Below are 18,534 nucleotides of genomic sequence, written 5' to 3' on the forward strand. Positions count from 1 at the left end.
AACGGCATGGATCCCGAGAAGCTCGCGGCGCTGCGCGCCCGGTTCGGCGCGGCCGAGGCCAGCGAGGTGCAGGACGCGGAATTCCGCAAGGTGGTGGACCTGCTCTTTACCGGCAAGGACCGCCGCGCCAAGCCCTATGAGGGAGTCTCGTCCTTCCTCGACGCGCCCCTGCGTCTCGAGGCCGCGAAGACGGGGGATTTCTCCGGTATCGACATCCCGCTGATCGGCGTGCCGATGGATCTCGGCGTGACGCATCGGCCCGGCTCGCGGCTCGGGCCGCGCGCGGTGCGCGGGGTTGAGCGGATCGGTCCCTATCACGAGGTGCACCGGATCGTCCCGATCGCCGAGTTCGGGGTCGCCGATCTCGGCGACGTTCCCTTCCGCTCGCGTTATTCGCTGGAGCAGAGCCACGCGGATATCGAGGCGTTCTACCGCCCGCTCGCCGAGGCGGGGCTGCGGCCGGTCTCGGTCGGGGGCGACCATTCGATCACCTTGCCGATCCTGAAGGCGCTGGGCGCGAAGCGGCCGCTCGGCATGATCCATATCGACGCGCATTGCGATACCGGCGCCCCGTTCGAGGGCTCGCGCTTCCACCATGGCGGGCCGTTCCGGCAGGCGGTGCTCGAAGGCGTGCTCGATCCCGAGCGGGTGATCCAGATCGGCATCCGCGGCAATGCCGAGTTCCTGTGGGAATTCTCCTATGCCAGCGGGATGCACGTCATCCATGCCGAGGACTTCATGCGGCTCGGCGTGGACGAGACGATCCGGCGCATGCGGGCGGTGATCGGCACGGGGCCGGCCTATCTCTCCTTCGATGTCGACAGCCTCGACCCCGCCTTCGCGCCGGGCACCGGGACGCCGGAGGCCGGGGGGCTTTCGAGCCGCGAGGCGATGGCGCTGATCCGCGGCGCGGCGGGGCTCGACCTCGTCGGCGGCGATGTCGTCGAGGTCGCGCCGCAATATGATGCGACCAGCAACACCGCCCAGGCCGGCGCGCAGATGCTGTTCGAGATCGTGAGCGTGGTCGCTTTGGCGCTCAGGGCGCAGCGAGGGCGAGCAGCGCCTCGGTGAGCGCGGAGCGCGGCTCGGCAAGCCCGGCGATCACCGTGAAATGGTTGGCCGCCGGGATTTCGAGATAACGCGTCCCGGCGCCCTGCGCCGCCCAGCTCGCGGCGATCAGCCGCGACTGGCGGCGATATTCCGCGCTTTCCGCGCCGCCCACCGCCGCGACGAGCCGCGTGTCGGCATTGGGCCGGAGATGGTGCGGCGAGAGCCGCGCCGCCTCCGCGTCGTCAAGGCCGAGCCTGGCATTCACCGAGGTCGCGACCAGCGGCACGAGATCGAACAGGCCGGAGATCGCGAGCCCGGCCGGGCAGAGATCGGTGGGCGCGGCGGGGGCGAGCGCGCGCCAATTGGTTGCAAGCAGCATCGCCGCCAGATGCCCGCCGGCGGAATGGCCGAAGGGCAGGACCGGGCGGCCCGTTTCGCGCCAGAGATGCAGCGCGGCGGCGCGGATTTCGTCGATGATTGCGGCGAGCGGCACATCCGGGCAGAGATCGTAGCCCGCGATCGCGCAATCGAGCCCGCGCGCATTCGCGCCCGCCGCCATGTGGCTGAAGAAGGATTTGTCGAGCGCCTGCCAGTAGCCGCCATGGATGAAGAGCGCGACCGGGCCGGCGCCGGCAGCCGGGAAGAGATCATAGGCCATGCGCGGGGAGGGGCCATAGGCGATGGCCCTGTGCGGCCGCCCCGCGCGATAGGCGCCGGCATCCCGCGCCCAGCCGGCGATGATCGCGGGATGCTCCGGCACCCGGGCGCGATTGTTGTATTCCGCTTCGTAATCGATCATGCGGCCTCGCCGAGAATTCTGGGCAGATACCGGGCCGCCGGCACATGGTTTGCCTGCGGTTGTGAAATCCGGCTGGCTTTCGCCCGCGCGGGTTGCCAGAATGGCGGCTCGATACCGGCGCGGCAAGAACGGCGCCGGACCAAGAACAGGGAGCATGGCATGGTTGCCGTTTGGAAAGGCGCCGCCCTCGCGGCTGCTTTGGTGCTTGGCGGCTGGGGCAGCGCCACGGCGATGGAGCTCAGGATCGGGCTCGCGGCGGAACCGAGTTCGGCGGATCCGCATTACCACAACCTCACGCCCAACAACGCGGTCGCGCGGCATGTCTTCGAGGCGCTCGTCGATATGGACGAGGTGCAGACGATGAAGCCGGGCCTCGCGGAGAGCTGGAAGACGCTCGACGACACAACCTGGGAATTCAGCCTGCGCAAGGACGTGAAGTTCCATGACGGATCGCCGTTCACGGCGGATGACGTGCTCTTCTCGTTCAACCGCGTGCCGAACGTGCCGAAATCGCCCTCGCCGAAAACCGCCTATGTGCGCGGCAAGGTGATCGAGAAGATCGACGACCACACGATCCGCATCAGGACCGCGCGGCCGGACGCGCTGATGCTGAACAGCCTCGCGCAGATCGAGATCATGTCGGCGAAGGCGGCCGCGAGCGCCAGCACCGAGGATCTCAATGCCGGCCGGGGCACGGTGGGCACCGGCCCCTACCAGTTCGTGGAATTCGTGCCGGGCGACCGGCTCGTGGTGAAGCGCAACGACGCCTATTGGCGCGGGCGGGAACCCTGGGAGAAGGTGACCTTCCGCTTCATCAAGTCGGACCCGACGCGCGTCGCGGCGCTGCTCTCCGGCGATGTCGACGTGATCGAGACCGTGCCGACCGCCGATGCCCAGCGCCTCGCGAAGGAGCCGAAGGTCGCCCTCGCCAGCGCGCTCTCGAACCGCGTGATCTATCTCCACATGGACAGGCTGCGCGAGACATCGCCCTTCGTGAAGAGCAAGGACGGCTCGGCGATCAAGAACCCGTTCCACAATCTCAAGGTGCGGCAGGCGCTGACGCGGGCGATCAACCGCCCGGCCATCGTCGAGCGGATCATGGAAGGCGAGGCGGTGCCGGCGAGCCAGCTTCTGCCCGATGTCTATGCCGGGACCTCGAAAAACCTGAAGCCTGTCGCCTATGATCTCGAAGCGGCGCGCAAATTGCTCGCGGAGGCCGGCTATCCGAACGGCTTCCGGCTGACGATCCACGGGCCGAACGGCCGCTATACCAACGACACCAAGATCATCGAGGCCGTGGCGCAGATGTTCACGCGGCTCGGTGTCGAGACCACGGTCGAAACCCTGCCGCCGGCGGTGTTCTTCTCGCGTGCCTCATCCGGCGGGCCGGACAAGACCCCGGAATTCTCGATGATCCTTGCCGGCTGGTCGGCGGGAACGGGCGAGCCGGGCGATTCGATGCGCTCGCTGCTGATGAGCTTCGATCCGCAGGCCGGAACCGGCTCGGCCAATCGCGGCCGCTATTCCAACCCGCAATTCGACCAGCTCATCCAGAAAGGGTTCGCCACGGTCGATGCGGCGAAGCGCGCCGAGATCTTCGCCTCGGCCGCCGAGGTGGTGATGAACGATGTCGGGCTGATCCCGATCCATTACCAGAAGAACACATGGGCGGCGAAGAAGGGCCTCAAGGTCACGCCCAGGACCGACGAATACACTTTCGCCATGTCGGTTCGTCCCTGAGCGGCGCGGGCCGGGCCGGCGGTTCGTCCGCCGCCCCGGCCGGCCCGCCAACCGGTGTCCGGGGTCATGATCGCCTTCATCATCCGCCGCGTCGGGCAGGCGCTGGCCGTCATCCTCGTGATGACGGTGCTCGTCTTCTTCGGCACCCATGTCATCGGCGATCCGGTCTGGATGATGGTGCCGGGTGACGCGACGCAGGAGCAGGTCGAGCAGGTCCGGCGCGAATTCGGCTTCGACCAGCCGGCGCATCGGCAATTCCTGGCCTTCCTGCGTGATATCGCACAGGGGGATTTCGGCCGCTCCTATGTCCATGGCGGCCCGGCCTTCGCGCTGATCCTCGAGCGTATGCCGGCGACGCTCGAACTCGCCTTCGCGGCGCTGCTCATGGCGGTGGTTCTCGGCATTCCGCTGGGACTCTATGCCGGGCTCAACCCGGAGGCGGCGCCGGCGCGCGCCATCATGGCGGGCTCGATCCTCGGTTTCTCGCTGCCGACCTTCTGGGTCGGGCTGATGCTGATCATGCTGTTCTCGGTGATGCTCGGCTGGCTGCCCGCGACCGGGCGCGGCCCGACTGTCTCGGTGTTCGGGATCGAGACCTCGATGCTGAGCCTGGAGGGCTGGCGGCACCTTCTCCTGCCGGCGCTCAACCTCGCGCTGCTGAAGGTGAGCCTCGTCATCCGGCTGACGCGCTCCGGTGCCCGCGAGGCGGCGCTGCAGGATTACGTCAAGTTCGCCCGCGCCAAAGGGCTTTCCCGGCGGCGGATCGTCGGGGTGCATATCCTCAAGAACATCCTGATCCCGATCGTCACCGTGCTCGGGCTCGAATTCGGCTCGCTGGTTGCCTTCTCGGTCGTCACCGAGACGATCTTCGCCTGGCCGGGCATGGGCAAGCTGCTGCTGGAGGCGATCCAGCGCCTCGACCGGCCGCTGATCGTCGCCTATGTCATGGTGGTGGTGATGCTTTTCGTGACGATCAACCTCATCGTCGACATCCTCTATTCCGCGCTCGATCCGCGTGTGCGGCTCACCGGGGATACGGCATGAGCGCCGAGGCGGGCATGCCGGGCGCGGAGATGGCGGGCGCGGGCGGGCTCGGCCGCTTCGCGCGGCGCTTCGCGGAGGATCGCGTGGCGCTTTTCGGCCTCGTGCTGCTGCTGGTGATCGCGGGGCTGGCGCTGATCGCGCCGTTCATCGCACCGCAGAACCCCTATGATCTCGCGCGGGTCGACATCATGGATTCGCGCCAGCCGCCGGGCGCCCGCGCCGGGGACGGGTTCACGATGTGGCTCGGCTCCGACGGCGTGGGGCGGGATCTTGTCTCCGGGATCCTCTACGGATTGCGGATCTCGCTCGCCGTCGGGCTCGTCTCCGGCCTGATCGCGGCGGCGATCGGCATGACGCTCGGTCTGGTCGCGGCCTATGCCGGCGGCAGGACCGAAACGCTGATCATGCGGCTTGTCGATCTGCAATTGTCGCTGCCCTCGGTGCTCGTGGCGCTGATCCTCGTCGCGCTGCTCGGCAAGGGCATCGACAAGATCATCCTCGCGCTCGTCATCGTGCAATGGGCTTATTACGCGCGCACGGTGCGCGGCTCGGCGCTGGTCGAGCGGCGGAAGGAATATGTCGAGGCGGCGCGTTCGCTGGGGCTCTCCCATGCCCGCACGGTGTTCCGGCACATCCTGCCGAACTGCCTCGCGCCGGTGATCGTGATCGCCACCGTCCAGACCGCGCATGCGATCAGCCTCGAGGCGACGCTGTCCTTCCTCGGCGTCGGCCTGCCGCAGACCGAGCCGTCGCTCGGCGTGCTGATCGCGAACGGGTTCCAATACATGCTCTCGGGCAAATACTGGATCTCGTTTTTCCCCGGCATCGCGCTGCTGGTGACGATCGTCGCGATCAACCTGGTCGGCGACCGGTTGCGCGACGTGCTCAACCCGCGGCTGGAGCGCTGACATGGCGGCGGCGGGCCGGGGGCGGCCGGTACTCGAGGTCTCCGATCTCGCCACGCATTTCCTCACGCGTGAGGGGGTTGTGAAGGCGGTGGACGGCGTTTCCTTCGCGGTCCATGCCGGCGAGGTGCTGGGGCTCGTCGGCGAATCCGGCTCGGGAAAATCCGTGACCGGGTTCTCGATCCTGGGGCTGATCGACCCGCCGGGACGGATCGTCGCGGGGTCGATCCGGCTCAAGGGCGAGGAACTCGTCGGGCGCGGCGAGGCTGCGATGCGGGCGCTGCGCGGCCGCCGCTTCGCGATGATCTTCCAGGATCCGATGATGACGCTCAACCCGGTCTTGCGGATCGACACCCAGATGATCGAGGCCGTCACGGCGCATGAGGCGGTGAGCGTGAAAGCCGCGCGGGCGCGCGCGGTCGAGGTGCTGGGGCTCGTCGGCATTCCCGCGCCCGAGGAGCGGCTGAATGCCTATCCGCACCAGTTCTCCGGCGGCATGCGCCAGCGCGTCGCGATCGCCATCGCGCTGCTGCATCGCCCGGCGCTGATCATCGCCGACGAGCCGACAACCGCGCTCGATGTCACGATCCAGAGCCAGATTCTGGCCGAAATGCAGGGGCTCGTGCGCGATCACGGCACGGCGCTGATCTGGATCACCCATGATCTCGCGGTGGTCGCCGGCCTCGCGGACCGGGTTGCGGTGATGTATGCGGGCCGGATCGTCGAGCAGGGCGCGGTCGATTCCGTGCTCGATTCGCCGATCCATCCCTATACCCAGGGGCTGATCGGATCGGTGCCGGGAACGGCGCGGCACGGGGCGCGGCTCCGCCAGATTCCCGGCGCCGCGCCCTCGCTGCTGCGCCTGCCACCGGGCTGTGCGTTCGAGCCGCGCTGCGCGCGCGCGATTCCGGTCTGCCGCGCGGCGCCGTCCCTGTCGCGGACGCCGGACGGGCGCGCGTTCCGCTGCCACAATCCCGTGCCGCAGGGTGCTGCCCTGCCGGAGATGCCGGCATGAGTGCGGCGGGGGCGGAAGCCGGCGCGGTGGACCTCGTCCGGGTCGAGGGCGTGGCGAAGCGGTTCGTTCGGCCGGTCGATCTCGCCGGGCGGATCGCCAACCTGCTCGGCGCGCGCAACCGCGAGAGCGTGGTGCACGCGGTCGACGGCGTCGATCTCGCGATCCGGCCGGGCGAGGTGGTGGCGCTGGTCGGGGAATCCGGCTGCGGTAAATCGACCCTCGGCCGGGTCGTGGCGGGCATCCACGCGCCGAGCGCCGGGCGCATGCTCTGGGAGGGGCGGGACATCGCCACGCTCACGGGCCCGGCGCGGCAAGCCTATACGCTCGGCGTGCAGATGATCTTCCAGGATCCGATGTCCTCGCTCAATCCGCGCATCCGGGCCGGCGAGATCGTCGGCGAGGCGCCGCGCGTGCACGGCCTTGTCGCGAAGGGCGAGGTCGACGGCTATGTCGCCGAGTTGTTCCGCCGTGTCGGGCTCGACCCCGATTACCGGCGGCGCTTTCCCCATCAATTCTCGGGCGGGCAGCGCGCCCGCATCGGCATCGCGCGGGCGCTGGCGGTCCGGCCCCGGCTGCTCGTCTGCGACGAATCGGTTGCGGCGCTCGACGTGTCGATCCAGGCGCAGGTGCTCAACCTGTTCATGGATCTGCGCGCTGCGCTGGGGCTCGCCTATCTCTTCATCAGCCATGATCTCGGCGTCGTGCGGCATATCTCGGACCGGATCGTGATCATGTATCTCGGCCGGGTCGTGGAAAGCGGGCCGACGGAGGCGCTGTTCGCCGGGCCGCTGCATCCCTATACGCGCGCGTTGATCGAGAACGTGCCGCGCCTTGATGCGCGGCGTCGCGCGTTCACGACCATCCGGGGCGAGATTCCCTCGCCGCTCCGCCCGCCGTCCGGCTGCCATTTCCACCCGCGCTGCCCGGAAGCCGGGCCGCGCTGCGCGCGCGAGCGGCCGCGCGAGATGGTGGTACCCGGCGGGCGGATGGTTGCCTGCCATCTTCAGGATGGCGGGGTGGCCTGAGGCGGTGGCCCGTTCAGCGCCAGCGGAAATCGTCGGCGCGGCCTGGGCGCGGCTCCGGCGCGAGACCGCGATCGAACAGGTCGCGCGTCGCGGGGTCGGCGGGCGGGTTCGAGCGTCGGCTGGTCAGCGTGGCCGCGGAGGCCGGGGGCGATAGCGGGCGCATCTCGCCGATCGGGTCGCGGAGCCTGATTGCGGGGGCGGGCAGCGGCGGTGGCGCGACGGCCGGGATCTGGCCCGCGCCGGGCGCGACGGGAAGTGTCGCCATGGCCGGCTGTGGTTCGGCGCCGGGGCGGTCGCCAAGGCGGCGGCGCAGCGGTTTCTCGACGAAGAAGGCGAGCTTGCGCTGGCCGGCGGGCGAGAAATGGATCCCGTCCGGGCCGCGCAGGCGCACAATGTCGCCGATAATATCCGGCCCGCTGGCGGTGAAGCCGCCCGCCTGATCGGAGAAACCGTCGAAGGTTTCCACGAAGGTCTCCCCGACCGCTGTCACCCGCTCGCGGATCATCTCGTTGAGCATCGCGAGTTCGGCCGAAAGCCGCGGGCTGCGCATCACCGGCAGGCCGACCCAGACCAGCGGCACCCGCGCCTGCTGGGCGCGGTCGATGATCGCGTCGATCCGCTTGCGATAGGCGTCCCGCCAGGGCTCGGACAGCGGTTCGAGCGTCTGATCGCCAGCGCGGATCGGCTGGCGGTCGTTGAGGCCGAGCATCACGACGAGGGCGGCGGGTTTCGGTGTCTCGGCAAGCAGCGCGGCGAGTGTCTTCGGCCAATCATGGTAATCGCCCCGCACGAGCCCGGAGGCGCTGATGCTCTTGTGGCGGAAGAGCAGGTCCGCCTTCGCGGCCGGGTCGGCCTCGAAGCCGGCAACGAGGGCATCGGCAAGCGAATCGCCGATCACCAGCACCTGCGGTTTCAGGGAATCGGGGATCGCCGGCGCAGCGCCAGCCGTGCCGGCATCCGGCGCCGTCACCGGCGGCATGACGAGGCCGAGCGTCCAATCCTCGGGGAAGGCGGGGGCGAGCACCGGCCGGTCATAGCGCCGGTGGGGACGATAGGTCTGCGGCGCCGCCCGCTGCGGCTGGGCGCGCGGCAGGGATATGACGCGCCAGGGCTGCACCGAGGGCTCGCTCTCCGCCCGTGCAGCGTGTCGCCCCGTGCCCGCCGCGAGGCCGGCGAGGAGCGCGACCAGAGCGAGGGAACGGAGCATCCGCATCTTCCATCGGTCCTGAAAAGGGCGTCACCGGCTTCGGGCAGGGCCTTGCGGGGCAAGGGCTCGCGGTTCATTCCGGCAGGCCGCATGCTGGCCGAGGAATATGGCCGCCGCGAGGCCGCTCAGGGTTTCTGACGCAGCCGGGCGAGAAGCGCAAGCGTCGGGTAGCCATCGGCGGGCAGGCCGTGACGGATCTGCGCCTTGCGCACCGATTCGCGGCTGATCTCGCCGATGCGACCGTCGATCTTGCCGACCGGAAGCCCCATCCGCACCAGATGACGCTGGATTTCCTTGACCTCCGCCATGGACAGGCGCTTGTCGCCGCGCGGCCAATCCGCAGCGAAGCCGCCGCCGCCCATGATCCGGTCTCCCAGATGCGCGACGGCGAGGGCATAGGCATCCGAGGAATTGTATTTCTTGATGACGCGGTAATTCTCCGTCACGAGCAGGGCGGGGCCGCGGATGCCGGCCGGGAGATAGAGCATCGCCTGGCCAGCGCGCGGCAGGGCGCCGGTCGCGCCGGCAAGGCCGGCGCTGCTCCAGCGTGCGAAATCGGCGAAGCCGTTGGCCGAGGCGAGGTCGAAGCCGGCCGGAAGGCGGACCTCCAGCCCCCAGGGTTGGCCGCGCTGCCAACCATGCCCGGCGAGGTAATTCGCGGTCGAGGCGAGCGCATCGGGGATGGTGCCCCAGACATCCTTGGCGCCATCGCCGTCGAAATCGACGGCATATTTCATGAAGCTCGACGGCATGAACTGCGTCTGCCCCATGGCGCCGGCCCAGGAGCCGCGCATGGCGCGGCGTTCGACATGCCCTTCTTCCAGCATGCGCAGCGCGACGAGCAGCTCATCGCGGAAGAAATCGTCGCGATAGCGGACGAAAGCGAGGGTCGCGAGCGAGCGGATCACGTCCTTGTCGCCGGTAAAGGAGCCGAAATTCGTCTCCATGCCCCAGATGCCGAGCACGATGCGGCGGTCGACGCCGTATTTGCGCTCGATCGCGGCAAGCTCGGCGGCGTAGCGCTCGGCCATGGCGCGGCCGCGTTCGAGCCGCGTGGCGGAGATCGCGCTGTCGAGATAGGACCAGATCGGCTTGACGAACTCGCTCTGCTTCTTCGTCAGCGCGACGATCGAGGGATCCGGGCTCACGCCGGAGAAGGCGAGATCGAAGGTCCGGCGCGCGATGCCCTGCTTTTGCGCATCTGCCCAGAGCCGCGCGAGGAAGGCCTGGAAATCGGCTTTCGCGGGGGTGCCCGCCGTGTGGCCGGGGGCCTCCTTGCGGCTCGCGATCGCCGGTGGCGCGCCGAGCAGGGCCAGCAGGGCGAAAAGAACGGGGATGGACCCTGCTATTCGGCGATTATGGCGCATCGCGCTCGCTCCTCCCGGCTGTTCAGGCATTGCGTCCGGCAAGCTGGCGTTCCCATTCATAGGCCTGGCGGACGATCTCCTCCAGATCGTCGTGCCGGGGCGTCCAGCCGAGCAGGGCGCGGATCCGGTCCGATTTCGCGATGATCGCAGCCGGGTCGCCCGGCCGGCGGGCGACGCGGTTCGCGGTGAAATCGATGCCGGTGACCTTGCGGACCACATCGACGACCTCGAGCACCGAGAAGCCGCGGCCATAGCCGCAATTGAGGATCAGGCTCTCGCCGCCCCGGCGCAGATGCGCGAGCGCGTCGACATGGGCGGAGGCGAGATCGGTGACGTGGATGTAATCGCGGATACAGGTGCCGTCCGGGGTCGGGTAATCGGTGCCGAAAATGTCCATCGCCGGGCGCTGGCCGAGCGCGGTCTGCACCGCGACCTTGATGAGATGCGTGGCGTTCGGCGTCGATTGCCCGGACCGGCCCTGCGGATCGGCGCCCGCGACATTGAAATAGCGCAGCGCGACGAAGCGGAAATCATGCGCGCGCGCGCAATCCTCCAGCATCCATTCCGTCATCAGCTTCGAGCGGCCATAGGGCGAGACCGGGTTGGGCGGCACATCCTCGCCGATCGGCGCGCCGCTCACCTCGCCATAGACCGCGGCGGTCGACGAGAAGATGAAGCGCGTCACGCCGGCCGCGATGGCGGTTTCGAGCAGGGTGCGGCTGCGCGCGGTGTTGGCGCCGTAATAAAGGAGCGGGTTCGCGACCGATTCCGGCACCACGATCCTGGCCGCGAAATGCGCGATTTCGGTCACCCCGAATTCCTCGATCACCGCGCGCACGAAGGCGCTATCCCCGACATCGCCGCCGCGCAGCGCGACATGCGGCGGCAGCAGCCAAGGAAACCCGGTCGAGAGATTGTCGATCACGACGACCGGTTCGCCGCGATCGGCCAGCGCCAGCACCATATGCGAGCCGATATAACCGGCACCGCCGGTGACGAGGATTGCCATCGCCTAACCCCTGTTTTCCACGCGCGTTTCTGCAGCGTTTCCCTGCGCGAAGCTTGCTTTGCCACCCGGCATGGGGAAGGATGCGCCGCCTTTCATGGCGTCGTCCCACCCCTTCGGCAAGGACCCGAACACTCCATGGCCCGAATCCGCAAGGCCGTTTTCCCCGTCGCGGGGCTCGGCACGCGTTTCCTCCCCGCGACCAAGGCGATCCCCAAGGAAATGCTGACCGTCGTGGACCGACCCGTCATCCAGCATGTCGTCGACGAGGCCCGCGCGGCGGGAATCGAGCATTTCGTCTTCGTCACCGGGCGCAACAAGGGGGTGATCGAGGAGCATTTCGACAAGCAGTTCGAACTCGAATCCACGCTGCGCGAGCGCCAGAAGCTGCGCGAACTCGAACAGCTCGAGACCGAAACGCCGAATGCCGGCGCCACCAGCTTCACCCGCCAGCAGACGCCACTGGGGCTCGGCCACGCGGTCTGGTGCGCGCGCGACATCGTCGGCAACGAGCCCTTCGCGCTCCTGCTGCCGGATATGCTGCATCATGGCGAGCGCCCGTTCCTGGCCGACATGATCGCGGCGCACGAGACCCATGGGGGCAACATCATCGGGGTCTATCCGGTGGGCGACCACGAGACGCATCAATACGGCATCGTCGATGTCGGGGGCTCGACCGCGAAGGTCGCGGCGATCCGGGCCATGGTCGAGAAGCCGCCCCGCGGCACGGCGCCCTCCAACCTCGCGATCTCGGGCCGCTACATCCTCCAGCCGGCCATTTTCGATCTGCTCGCCCGGCAGGAGCGGGGCGCCGGCGGCGAGATCCAGCTCACCGATTCCATGCTCACCCTGGCGCGGAGCGAGCCGTTTCACGCCGTGCGCTTCGACGGGCAGGTCTATGATACCGGCTCGAAGATCGGCTTCCTTTCGGCCAATGTCGCCTATGCCCTGAAGCGCCCCGATCTCGGCCCCGAGTTCCGGAGCATCATCGAAGGCATGCTGAAATAATGGCGTGCACCCACGCGCCGGCGCGCGGCGCCTGTGCGGGAACGGGAGCGGAACCATGCTAGACATCGCGCAGGATGCCCGCTTCTGGGACAGGATCGCGCGGAAATACGCCGCGGACCCGATCCGGGACGAGGGCGGCTACGAGCGGACGCTTGCCCGGACGCAGGCGCTGCTCGCCCCCGGCGATCATGTGCTGGAATTCGCCTGCGGAACCGGGACCACCGCGCTGCGGCTGGCGCCATCCGTCGCGCGCTATGTTGCGACCGATATCTCGCCGGAAATGATCGCGATCGCCCGCGAGAAGGCCGGCGTCGGCGCCGCGCCGGGGCTCGAATTCGCGGTCGGCACGCCGGAGGATGGCGTCTTCCCCGATGAGAGCTTCGATGCGGTGCTCGGCTTCAACGCGCTGCATCTCATCAGAACCCGCGCGGCGAGCCTCGCCGGCCTGCGGCGGATGCTGAAGCCCGGCGGGTTGCTTGTTACCAAGACGCCCTGCCTCTCGGAGATGAACCCGCTCATCCGTCTGGCCGTGCCGCTGATGCAGCTCATCGGCAAGGCGCCCTATGTGGCGTTCTTCTCCGCGGGCGAACTGGAACGCGCGATCGCGGAGGCAGGGTTCACGATCATCGCCCGCGAGCGCCACGCCACGAAGGGCCGGGACGTGCGTCCGTTTCTCGTCGCGCGGAAGGTCTGAGCCGGGGCCGGGCCGGGCGGGAATCCGCGGCCTCATGGCGTGAGCCTCAGACCGAGCAGCATCGTATGCGCCTGGTAATTCTCGCCTGGCGTGTTCACCGAATAGCGCTCGAAGGCATAGCTCGCGCGTGCGGCGAGCAGGCGGCTGAAGCGGTATTCGAGCCTCAGGCCCGCCGTCAGCGTCGTTTCCTCGCGGTTGACGCGGTCGTAATCGGCGCGGGCGATGCCGAGCGTCGCCGTTGCGGTGAAATTGCGCAGGAAGGCATGCGTCAGCGTCGCGGTGCCGCGATAGGTCAGCGCGCCCGAGGAGCCGGCGATCGTCGTCTCGGCGATCTCGCTCTGGGCGCGCAGGTTGAGCGTCGTCAGCGGCGAGATCGACCAGGTCAGCGCGGCGTCGAGCACCGGCGCCCGCAAGGCCCGCAGGCGCGCATCCTCGTAGGCGCGGAAGGTGTAGCCGAGCGACGCTTCGCCCGTGAGCGAGCGTTCGAGTTCGAAGCTGGAACCGGCGCGCAGCGTCAGCCCGCGGGAATCGCGCTCGTATCCGCTCTGGTCGAGGCGGAGATCGTGCCGGCGAGTGTCGATCCCGGCTTCCGCGAAGGGCGCGAGGCCGGGCGTGATCTCGTGGCCGAGGCGGGCGCGGGCGCCATAGGTCGTGACGTTGCGCGCCTCCTGGCTGATCGTCACCCCGCCGGCCCTGGCATCCTCGTAGAGGGCGCGTTCCGCCGTGGTGCGCAGGGCGAGGCTGGTGCGGCCGAAGCGCTGCGTGCCGCCGAGGCTCGCGCCGAGATTGTAATAGGGCACGCGCTCCGAGACGCCGCCGGGCAGGTTCGCCGAGCCCGGCCTTTCGGTGTCGATGCGCGCGGTGAGCGTGGTCTCGATCGTCTGGTCGCGGCTCGCGTCGAGGCGCAGACCGAGACGCGCCTCGCCTTCCGGCCGGTTGGCGTTCGAGACGCCGGTGAAGGCCGTGTAGGCGCCGCGCAGACCGAGATCGAACTGGTGGCGGGACCAGTCGGAGGTCGCGTTCAATTCGCCCTCCGTCCGCCAGAAGGCCGAGCCGCGGCGATTCCTGCTGGTGCGCTGGGCATTGGTGTCGTAGCCGCCGTCGATCTCGATCGCCGGCCGCAGGATCAGGCTGCCGGCGCGGATGCCGAGTGGCGCATAGGGGTCGTCTTCCGGGCGGGGACGGCGCAGCGGGGGCGGGGCCGCGGGCGGCAGGCCGGGTGCCACGAGGGTTGTCGCCGAGGGGCGGGCCGGCGGCGGGGCGATGTCCGGACGGATCGTCTCGAAGCGCGTTCCCGTGAGGTCGCCGGGGGCGTTGCCGGGCGCGGGGGGGCGCACGATGCCGCTGGCACCGGCCGGCGACGCGCCTGCGAAGCCGCCGGGGCGGTTCTGTCCGGAGCCGGTTTCGCGCCGCAACGCGGTGTTTGGCGTGCGGCGGATGCCCGAACGCCGGCTTGCCGGCGGGCCCGCGCTCTCGGCATCCGGCGGTCGGAGCGCCGGTTCTGCGCGCGGCAGCGGTGGCGACGCCGGGCGGATGCGCAATTCGCCGTCGAGCGCGCCGGGCGTGCCGGGGGTCTGGCTGCCGAGGATCTGTGCCCGCGCGCTCATGCCGCCCGCGGCCGCCCATGCGACGCCGGCGAGCCCGGCCGCGGCGAGGCGGGCTATCCATCCGGCGACGAAACGCGTATCAGGTCGGCGCGTCAACGGGGCAACCTTGCGGCGCGGATTTCCGGTTCGCGAAATCCGCCAAGCGGGGCCGGGCCCGGGCCCGACCTGTTGCCAAGAAGTAAAGATCGAGGGTTAACGCTTCGTTGCCGGCGCGGCATATTCTGCCGCCCGCGCGGGCGCCGACCCGGATGGAGCGAAGACAGCATGACCGAAACGGGGGAGGCGGGCGCGCGCGCCAGCGCCGGACGATCCATCGCCATCGAGATCGCAGGGCTTGAGAAATTGCGGGAGGCGCTGGCCGGCCCGCTCGGCGCGGTATTCGCCGAGAGCGTCGCGCGGATCGGCAGCGGCACCGGCCGGGTGATCGTCACCGGCATGGGCAAGAGTGGTCATGTCGGGCGCAAGATCGCCTCGACCCTCGCCTCGACGGGCACGCCGGCGCATTTCGTCCATCCGGCCGAGGCAAGCCACGGCGATCTCGGGATGATCCGCTCCGAGGACGTGATCCTGGCGCTGTCCTGGTCGGGCGAGACGGCGGAACTCGCCGATCTCATCGGCTATTCACGGCGTTTCCGCGTGACGCTGATCGCGATCACCGCCAATCCCGAGAGCACGCTGGCCGAGAAGGCCGATCTCGCACTGGTGCTGCCCCGCGCCGAGGAAGCCTGCCCGAACGGGCTCGCGCCCACCACCTCCACAACGATGCAGATCGCGCTCGGCGACGCGCTGGCCGTGGCGCTGCTCGAAAGGCGCGATTTCACCCGCGATGATTTCCGCACCTTCCATCCCGGAGGCAAGCTCGGGGCGCAGCTCAAGACCGTGCGCGACATCATGCATCGCGGCGCGCGGATTCCGATCATCGCCGAGGATGCGCGCGTCGAGGCGGCGGTGGCCGAGATCAGCGCCAAGGGCTTCGGCTGCACGCTCGTGATCGACGATTCCGGCCGGCTGGCCGGGATCGTCACCGACGGGGATCTGCGCCGCCATCTCCGGCCGGATCTGATGCAGCTTCCGGTGACGGCGGTGATGACGCGGACGCCGAAGACCGTGCCGCCGGCCATGCTGCTCGCCGCGGCGATCGAGTTCCAGGAGCGCCACAAGATCACGGCGCTCATCGTCGTGGAAGCGGGGCGGCCCGTCGGGCTCGTGCATTATCTCGATCTGCTGCGCGCCGGCGCGGCCTGAGCCGGGGGAGGCGGCCCGAAGTTCAGGCCGCCTCGACCACCAGCGTCGAGCCATCAACGGCGAGGACGCGGACCCGCGCGCCTGCCGGCAGTTCCGGCCCCGTGACGCGCCAGAAGACATCGTCGAGCTTCGCCTGGCCGCTCTGGCCGGGGCCGATCCCGCCGATGAGAATGGTGGTGCGGCCGACCAGCGTGACCTCAGGATTGTGCAGGTCGCGCGCGGCGTCGTCCTGCGGCCGCGCGCCGTAGATCCGCCAGCCCAGCACGCCGCAGCCGAGCGCCAGCGCGCCGAACAGCGCGAGTTCGAGCGCGACCGGCAGCGCCCACAGCACCGAGATCGCCGCCATCGCCAGCGCCGCAAGCCCGATCCACAGCAGATAGGTGCCCGGCACGAGGAAGATCTCGGCGGCGATCAGCAAAAGCCCGACGCCGAGCCAGCCCCAGAGCGACGGGAGACCGAGGAGTGCCATGGCCCCCTCACGCCTTCGGCTGATCGGGCCAGGGGCGGCGCGGCGCCTCGCCCCGGCCGCTCTCCCGGCCGCCCTCGGCGAAGGTCTCGCGCGCGATCTCGGCGATGCCGCCGAGCGTGCCGATGAGGCCGCCCATCTCGGCCGGCACGATGACGGTCTTCTGGTTGGGGGCGGTGGCGAGCTTCGCGAAGGCGGCGACGTATTTCTCGGCGATGAGATAGTTCACGGCGCCGATATTGCCCCTGGCGATGGCCTCGGAGACGAGGCGGGTGGCGTTCGCCTCTGCCTCGGCGCCGCGCTCGCGGGCCTCGGCATCGCGGAAGGCGGCCTCCTTGCGGCCCTCCGCCGCGAGAATCTGCGCCTGTTTTTCACCCTCGGCCTTGAGGATCGCCGCCTGCCGCTGGCCCTCCGCCTCGAGGATCGCGGCGCGGCGATCGCGCTCGGCCTTCATCTGCCGCGCCATCGCAGCGGCGAGATCGGCAGGCGGCTCGATATTCTTGAGCTCGATGCGCGTGACCTTGACCCCCCAGGGCGAGGCGGCGGCATCGACCACGGCGAGGAGCTTCTGGTTGATGTCGTCGCGGTTCGACAGGAGCTGATCGAGATCCATCGAGCCCATGACATTGCGGATATTGGTCATGGTGAGGTTGAGCAGCGCGTAATCGAGCTGGGCGACCTGATAGGTCGCCCGCGAGGCGTCCGTCACCTGGTAGAAGATCACGCCATCGACCTTGGCGGAGGCATTGTCCTTCGTGATCACCTCCTGGGTCGGCACGTCGAGCACCTGCTCCATCATCACGATCTTGGCGCCGACCGTCTCGATATAGGGGATGACGAGGCCGAGGCCGGGGGTCAGCGTGCGATGGTAGCGCCCGAACCGCTCCACGGTGTAATGCTTGCCCTGCGGCACCTGCCGGATGCCGGCCATCAGGGTGACGAGCGCGAAGGCCACAAAAATCAGCGCGACCCATTGTCCGGCGTCGAGAAACATCGCAAGCCTCCCTTGATGGCCGGAGCTTACCGGCCCGCCTTCCGCCGAACAAGGGCGTGCCGGAAATTCCGGCGGCGGGGTGCGGGAGCAAGGCACGGAGCGCGGGAAGGGAGCGCGGAAGAATGGGGCATGAAGGATCCCGCGGCACCGTTCCGCCCGTGCCGCGTGCCGGGGAGACGGTGCCGGCGCCGTCGGAGCGCCCGGCGGCGACCATCGCGCTGATCGCGGCCTTCGGCCTCGTCTATCTCGCGGAGCTGACGCACAGCATGCTGCTTTTGCCCGAGCTTGCGCCGCCGGCGCTGCAGAGCATGGTGCTGCTCGGCGCGGGCGTGCGCGACCTCGTGTTCCGCGAGGGCGAGTATTTCCGCCTGCTGACGCTCGGTTTCCTGCATGGCGGCGCGCTGCATCTCGGCATGAACGCGCTCTGCCTCTTCGCGCTTGGCCGGCGGATCGAGCCGCGGATCGGCGCCGGGTGGTTCCTGGCGCTGTTCATCCTGGGCACGATCGGCGCCAGCCTCGCCTCGATGCTGTGGAACCCGCCGGAGATCGCCGCGGTCGGCGCGTCCGGCGGGGTAATGGCGCTTGCCGGCTTCCTCGGCATTCTGGGCTTGCGCCTGCCGCCGGGGCGGGAGCGCAAGATCGATCTCGACCTGGTACGCGGGCTCGTCGGGATCACGCTGCTGATCGGGCTTTTCGCCGGCTTCCTGGTTCGCATCGACAATGCCGCGCATCTCGGCGGGCTTGTTGCGGGAGGCGCCGTTGCGCTCGCGCTCCGGCCTTTCTGGCCTGATCCCGATTGGCCGCCGCGCCTTCCCGGCCTCGCCTACGGCATCCTTGCCGGCGGGACGGGGCTGCTGCTCTGGGGAATCGTCGCGATCATCGAGCGGCATCATTAGCGGCGGCGGCGCCCGCCCTGAGCCGATCGCCGATGCGGCGCATGTAATCGCCGAGCTGGTTGCACTCGGTCTCGCTCAAGGCCTCCATCATCTCATCGAGCAGGCGGCATTCCGCCTCCAGTGCAAGCCGGGCAACGGATTCGCCTTCCGGGGTGAGGAACAGGCGCTTGACGCGCCGATCCTCGGCATCGGGCTCGCGGCGCACCCAGCCCGTGGCTTCCATGTCGGGCAGGCTCATCGACAGGTTGGACCGGCCGACGAAGATCTTCTCCGCGAGCCGCTGCTGCGTCATGCCGGGCTCGTAGAGCAGGTTCGCCATGATGTCGAACTGGTTCATCCGCAGCCCGAGCGGCGCGATATCCGCCGCGAGCCGCTGGTGCCAGAGCGCGCTGGTCCGCGCCACGGCGAGCCAGTTCTTGAAGCGCGGTCGGTTCCACGGAAGGTCAGTCATCACCCCTCGGTGCGG

18 protein-coding genes are annotated in these 18,534 nt (G+C 69.4%); 10 read left to right on the forward strand and 8 right to left on the reverse strand.

The window, feature by feature from the left end:
* Positions 1-6: 6 nt before the first annotated feature.
* Positions 7-1,071 (forward strand): agmatinase, encoded by a 1,065-nt coding sequence (gene speB / locus FWJ24_RS02700; RefSeq protein WP_150286224.1) that lies wholly within the window; start codon positions 7-9, stop codon positions 1,069-1,071.
* Here the strand turns inward: speB and FWJ24_RS02705 are convergent.
* On the reverse strand, positions 1,037-1,849 hold the full coding sequence (locus FWJ24_RS02705; RefSeq protein WP_150286225.1) for an alpha/beta hydrolase: 813 nt from the start codon (positions 1,847-1,849) through the stop codon (positions 1,037-1,039). The two genes, speB and FWJ24_RS02705, sit on opposite strands and share 35 nt — an antisense overlap.
* Positions 1,850-2,008: 159 nt before the next feature.
* Between FWJ24_RS02705 and FWJ24_RS02710 the strand changes: the two genes are divergently transcribed.
* The 5 genes from FWJ24_RS02710 (at position 2,009) to FWJ24_RS02730 (ending at position 7,578) form a co-directional block, all read left to right on the forward strand.
* The gene (locus FWJ24_RS02710; RefSeq protein ID WP_150286226.1) at positions 2,009-3,589 is read left to right on the forward strand and encodes an ABC transporter substrate-binding protein; all 1,581 of its coding nucleotides are present in this window, start codon (positions 2,009-2,011) and stop codon (positions 3,587-3,589) included.
* Positions 3,590-3,655: 66 nt separating this feature from the next.
* Entirely contained in the window at positions 3,656-4,633 is a 978-nt protein-coding gene (locus FWJ24_RS02715; RefSeq protein WP_150286227.1) for an ABC transporter permease, read from the forward strand.
* The gene (locus tag FWJ24_RS02720; RefSeq protein WP_150286228.1) at positions 4,630-5,541 is read left to right on the forward strand and encodes an ABC transporter permease; all 912 of its coding nucleotides are present in this window, start codon (positions 4,630-4,632) and stop codon (positions 5,539-5,541) included. The genes FWJ24_RS02715 and FWJ24_RS02720 overlap by 4 nt, the downstream gene beginning before the upstream one ends.
* A 1-nt stretch (position 5,542) precedes the next feature.
* Positions 5,543-6,553, forward strand: coding sequence for an ABC transporter ATP-binding protein (locus FWJ24_RS02725; protein WP_150286229.1), 1,011 nt, complete (start codon positions 5,543-5,545; stop codon positions 6,551-6,553).
* Positions 6,550-7,578, forward strand: a complete 1,029-nt coding sequence (locus tag FWJ24_RS02730; protein ID WP_150286230.1) for an ABC transporter ATP-binding protein — start codon at positions 6,550-6,552, stop codon at positions 7,576-7,578. The genes FWJ24_RS02725 and FWJ24_RS02730 overlap by 4 nt, the downstream gene beginning before the upstream one ends.
* Positions 7,579-7,591: 13 nt before the next feature.
* On the opposite strand, the gene FWJ24_RS02735 is transcribed toward FWJ24_RS02730, so the two are convergent.
* From FWJ24_RS02735 to galE, 3 genes are all read right to left on the reverse strand, one after another.
* Complete coding sequence (locus FWJ24_RS02735; protein ID WP_166443564.1) at positions 7,592-8,785, reverse strand: SGNH/GDSL hydrolase family protein; 1,194 nt, start codon at positions 8,783-8,785, stop codon at positions 7,592-7,594.
* 125 nt (positions 8,786-8,910) lie between these two features.
* Complete coding sequence (locus FWJ24_RS02740; protein WP_150286232.1) at positions 8,911-10,152, reverse strand: lytic murein transglycosylase; 1,242 nt, start codon at positions 10,150-10,152, stop codon at positions 8,911-8,913.
* A 22-nt stretch (positions 10,153-10,174) separates the two neighbouring features.
* Entirely contained in the window at positions 10,175-11,161 is a 987-nt protein-coding gene (gene galE, locus FWJ24_RS02745) for a UDP-glucose 4-epimerase GalE (protein WP_150286233.1), read from the reverse strand.
* A gap of 135 nt (positions 11,162-11,296) precedes the next feature.
* Between galE and galU the strand changes: the two genes are divergently transcribed.
* Both galU and FWJ24_RS02755 read left to right on the forward strand, forming a co-directional pair.
* The gene (galU, locus tag FWJ24_RS02750; protein ID WP_150286234.1) at positions 11,297-12,166 is read left to right on the forward strand and encodes a UTP--glucose-1-phosphate uridylyltransferase GalU; all 870 of its coding nucleotides are present in this window, start codon (positions 11,297-11,299) and stop codon (positions 12,164-12,166) included.
* 55 nt (positions 12,167-12,221) lie between these two features.
* Positions 12,222-12,860, forward strand: a complete 639-nt coding sequence (locus tag FWJ24_RS02755; protein WP_150286235.1) for a class I SAM-dependent methyltransferase — start codon at positions 12,222-12,224, stop codon at positions 12,858-12,860.
* A 32-nt stretch (positions 12,861-12,892) separates the two neighbouring features.
* On the opposite strand, the gene FWJ24_RS02760 is transcribed toward FWJ24_RS02755, so the two are convergent.
* On the reverse strand, positions 12,893-14,467 hold the full coding sequence (locus FWJ24_RS02760) for an outer membrane beta-barrel protein (protein ID WP_150286236.1): 1,575 nt from the start codon (positions 14,465-14,467) through the stop codon (positions 12,893-12,895).
* Between the two features lie 264 nt (positions 14,468-14,731).
* Between FWJ24_RS02760 and FWJ24_RS02765 the strand changes: the two genes are divergently transcribed.
* Positions 14,732-15,712, forward strand: coding sequence for a KpsF/GutQ family sugar-phosphate isomerase (locus FWJ24_RS02765; protein WP_150286237.1), 981 nt, complete (start codon positions 14,732-14,734; stop codon positions 15,710-15,712).
* A 22-nt stretch (positions 15,713-15,734) separates the two neighbouring features.
* On the opposite strand, the gene FWJ24_RS02770 is transcribed toward FWJ24_RS02765, so the two are convergent.
* Both FWJ24_RS02770 and FWJ24_RS02775 read right to left on the reverse strand, forming a co-directional pair.
* Positions 15,735-16,181 (reverse strand): NfeD family protein, encoded by a 447-nt coding sequence (locus FWJ24_RS02770; protein ID WP_150286238.1) that lies wholly within the window; start codon positions 16,179-16,181, stop codon positions 15,735-15,737.
* A 7-nt stretch (positions 16,182-16,188) separates the two neighbouring features.
* The gene (locus FWJ24_RS02775; protein ID WP_150286239.1) at positions 16,189-17,172 is read right to left on the reverse strand and encodes an SPFH domain-containing protein; all 984 of its coding nucleotides are present in this window, start codon (positions 17,170-17,172) and stop codon (positions 16,189-16,191) included.
* Positions 17,173-17,294: 122 nt separating this feature from the next.
* Between FWJ24_RS02775 and FWJ24_RS02780 the strand changes: the two genes are divergently transcribed.
* Entirely contained in the window at positions 17,295-18,068 is a 774-nt protein-coding gene (locus tag FWJ24_RS02780) for a rhomboid family intramembrane serine protease (RefSeq protein WP_150286240.1), read from the forward strand.
* Here FWJ24_RS02780 and FWJ24_RS02785 read toward each other — a convergent pair.
* The gene (locus FWJ24_RS02785) at positions 18,049-18,519 is read right to left on the reverse strand and encodes a MarR family winged helix-turn-helix transcriptional regulator (protein WP_166443565.1); all 471 of its coding nucleotides are present in this window, start codon (positions 18,517-18,519) and stop codon (positions 18,049-18,051) included. The two genes, FWJ24_RS02780 and FWJ24_RS02785, sit on opposite strands and share 20 nt — an antisense overlap.
* Between the last annotated feature and the right edge of the window lie 15 nt (positions 18,520-18,534).

It is taken from the genome of Rhabdaerophilum calidifontis (genome assembly GCF_008641065.1).
Classification (GTDB): domain Bacteria; phylum Pseudomonadota; class Alphaproteobacteria; order Rhizobiales; family Beijerinckiaceae; genus Rhabdaerophilum; species Rhabdaerophilum calidifontis.

What these genes read in the sequence shown, in the direction of transcription:
- speB (WP_150286224.1), top strand. Translation starts at nt 7, where the DNA reads ATGGATCCCGAGAAGCTCGCGGCGCTGCGCGCCCGGTTCGGCGCGGCC.
- FWJ24_RS02705 (WP_150286225.1), bottom strand. Translation starts at nt 1,849, where the DNA reads ATGATCGATTACGAAGCGGAATACAACAATCGCGCCCGGGTGCCGGAG.
- FWJ24_RS02710 (WP_150286226.1), top strand. Translation starts at nt 2,009, where the DNA reads ATGGTTGCCGTTTGGAAAGGCGCCGCCCTCGCGGCTGCTTTGGTGCTT.
- FWJ24_RS02715 (WP_150286227.1), top strand. Translation starts at nt 3,656, where the DNA reads ATGATCGCCTTCATCATCCGCCGCGTCGGGCAGGCGCTGGCCGTCATC.
- FWJ24_RS02720 (WP_150286228.1), top strand. Translation starts at nt 4,630, where the DNA reads ATGAGCGCCGAGGCGGGCATGCCGGGCGCGGAGATGGCGGGCGCGGGC.
- FWJ24_RS02725 (WP_150286229.1), top strand. Translation starts at nt 5,543, where the DNA reads ATGGCGGCGGCGGGCCGGGGGCGGCCGGTACTCGAGGTCTCCGATCTC.
- FWJ24_RS02730 (WP_150286230.1), top strand. Translation starts at nt 6,550, where the DNA reads ATGAGTGCGGCGGGGGCGGAAGCCGGCGCGGTGGACCTCGTCCGGGTC.
- FWJ24_RS02735 (WP_166443564.1), bottom strand. Translation starts at nt 8,785, where the DNA reads ATGCTCCGTTCCCTCGCTCTGGTCGCGCTCCTCGCCGGCCTCGCGGCG.
- FWJ24_RS02740 (WP_150286232.1), bottom strand. Translation starts at nt 10,152, where the DNA reads ATGCGCCATAATCGCCGAATAGCAGGGTCCATCCCCGTTCTTTTCGCC.
- galE (WP_150286233.1), bottom strand. Translation starts at nt 11,161, where the DNA reads ATGGCAATCCTCGTCACCGGCGGTGCCGGTTATATCGGCTCGCATATG.
- galU (WP_150286234.1), top strand. Translation starts at nt 11,297, where the DNA reads ATGGCCCGAATCCGCAAGGCCGTTTTCCCCGTCGCGGGGCTCGGCACG.
- FWJ24_RS02755 (WP_150286235.1), top strand. Translation starts at nt 12,222, where the DNA reads ATGCTAGACATCGCGCAGGATGCCCGCTTCTGGGACAGGATCGCGCGG.
- FWJ24_RS02760 (WP_150286236.1), bottom strand. Translation starts at nt 14,467, where the DNA reads ATGAGCGCGCGGGCACAGATCCTCGGCAGCCAGACCCCCGGCACGCCC.
- FWJ24_RS02765 (WP_150286237.1), top strand. Translation starts at nt 14,732, where the DNA reads ATGACCGAAACGGGGGAGGCGGGCGCGCGCGCCAGCGCCGGACGATCC.
- FWJ24_RS02770 (WP_150286238.1), bottom strand. Translation starts at nt 16,181, where the DNA reads ATGGCACTCCTCGGTCTCCCGTCGCTCTGGGGCTGGCTCGGCGTCGGG.
- FWJ24_RS02775 (WP_150286239.1), bottom strand. Translation starts at nt 17,172, where the DNA reads ATGTTTCTCGACGCCGGACAATGGGTCGCGCTGATTTTTGTGGCCTTC.
- FWJ24_RS02780 (WP_150286240.1), top strand. Translation starts at nt 17,295, where the DNA reads ATGGGGCATGAAGGATCCCGCGGCACCGTTCCGCCCGTGCCGCGTGCC.
- FWJ24_RS02785 (WP_166443565.1), bottom strand. Translation starts at nt 18,519, where the DNA reads ATGACTGACCTTCCGTGGAACCGACCGCGCTTCAAGAACTGGCTCGCC.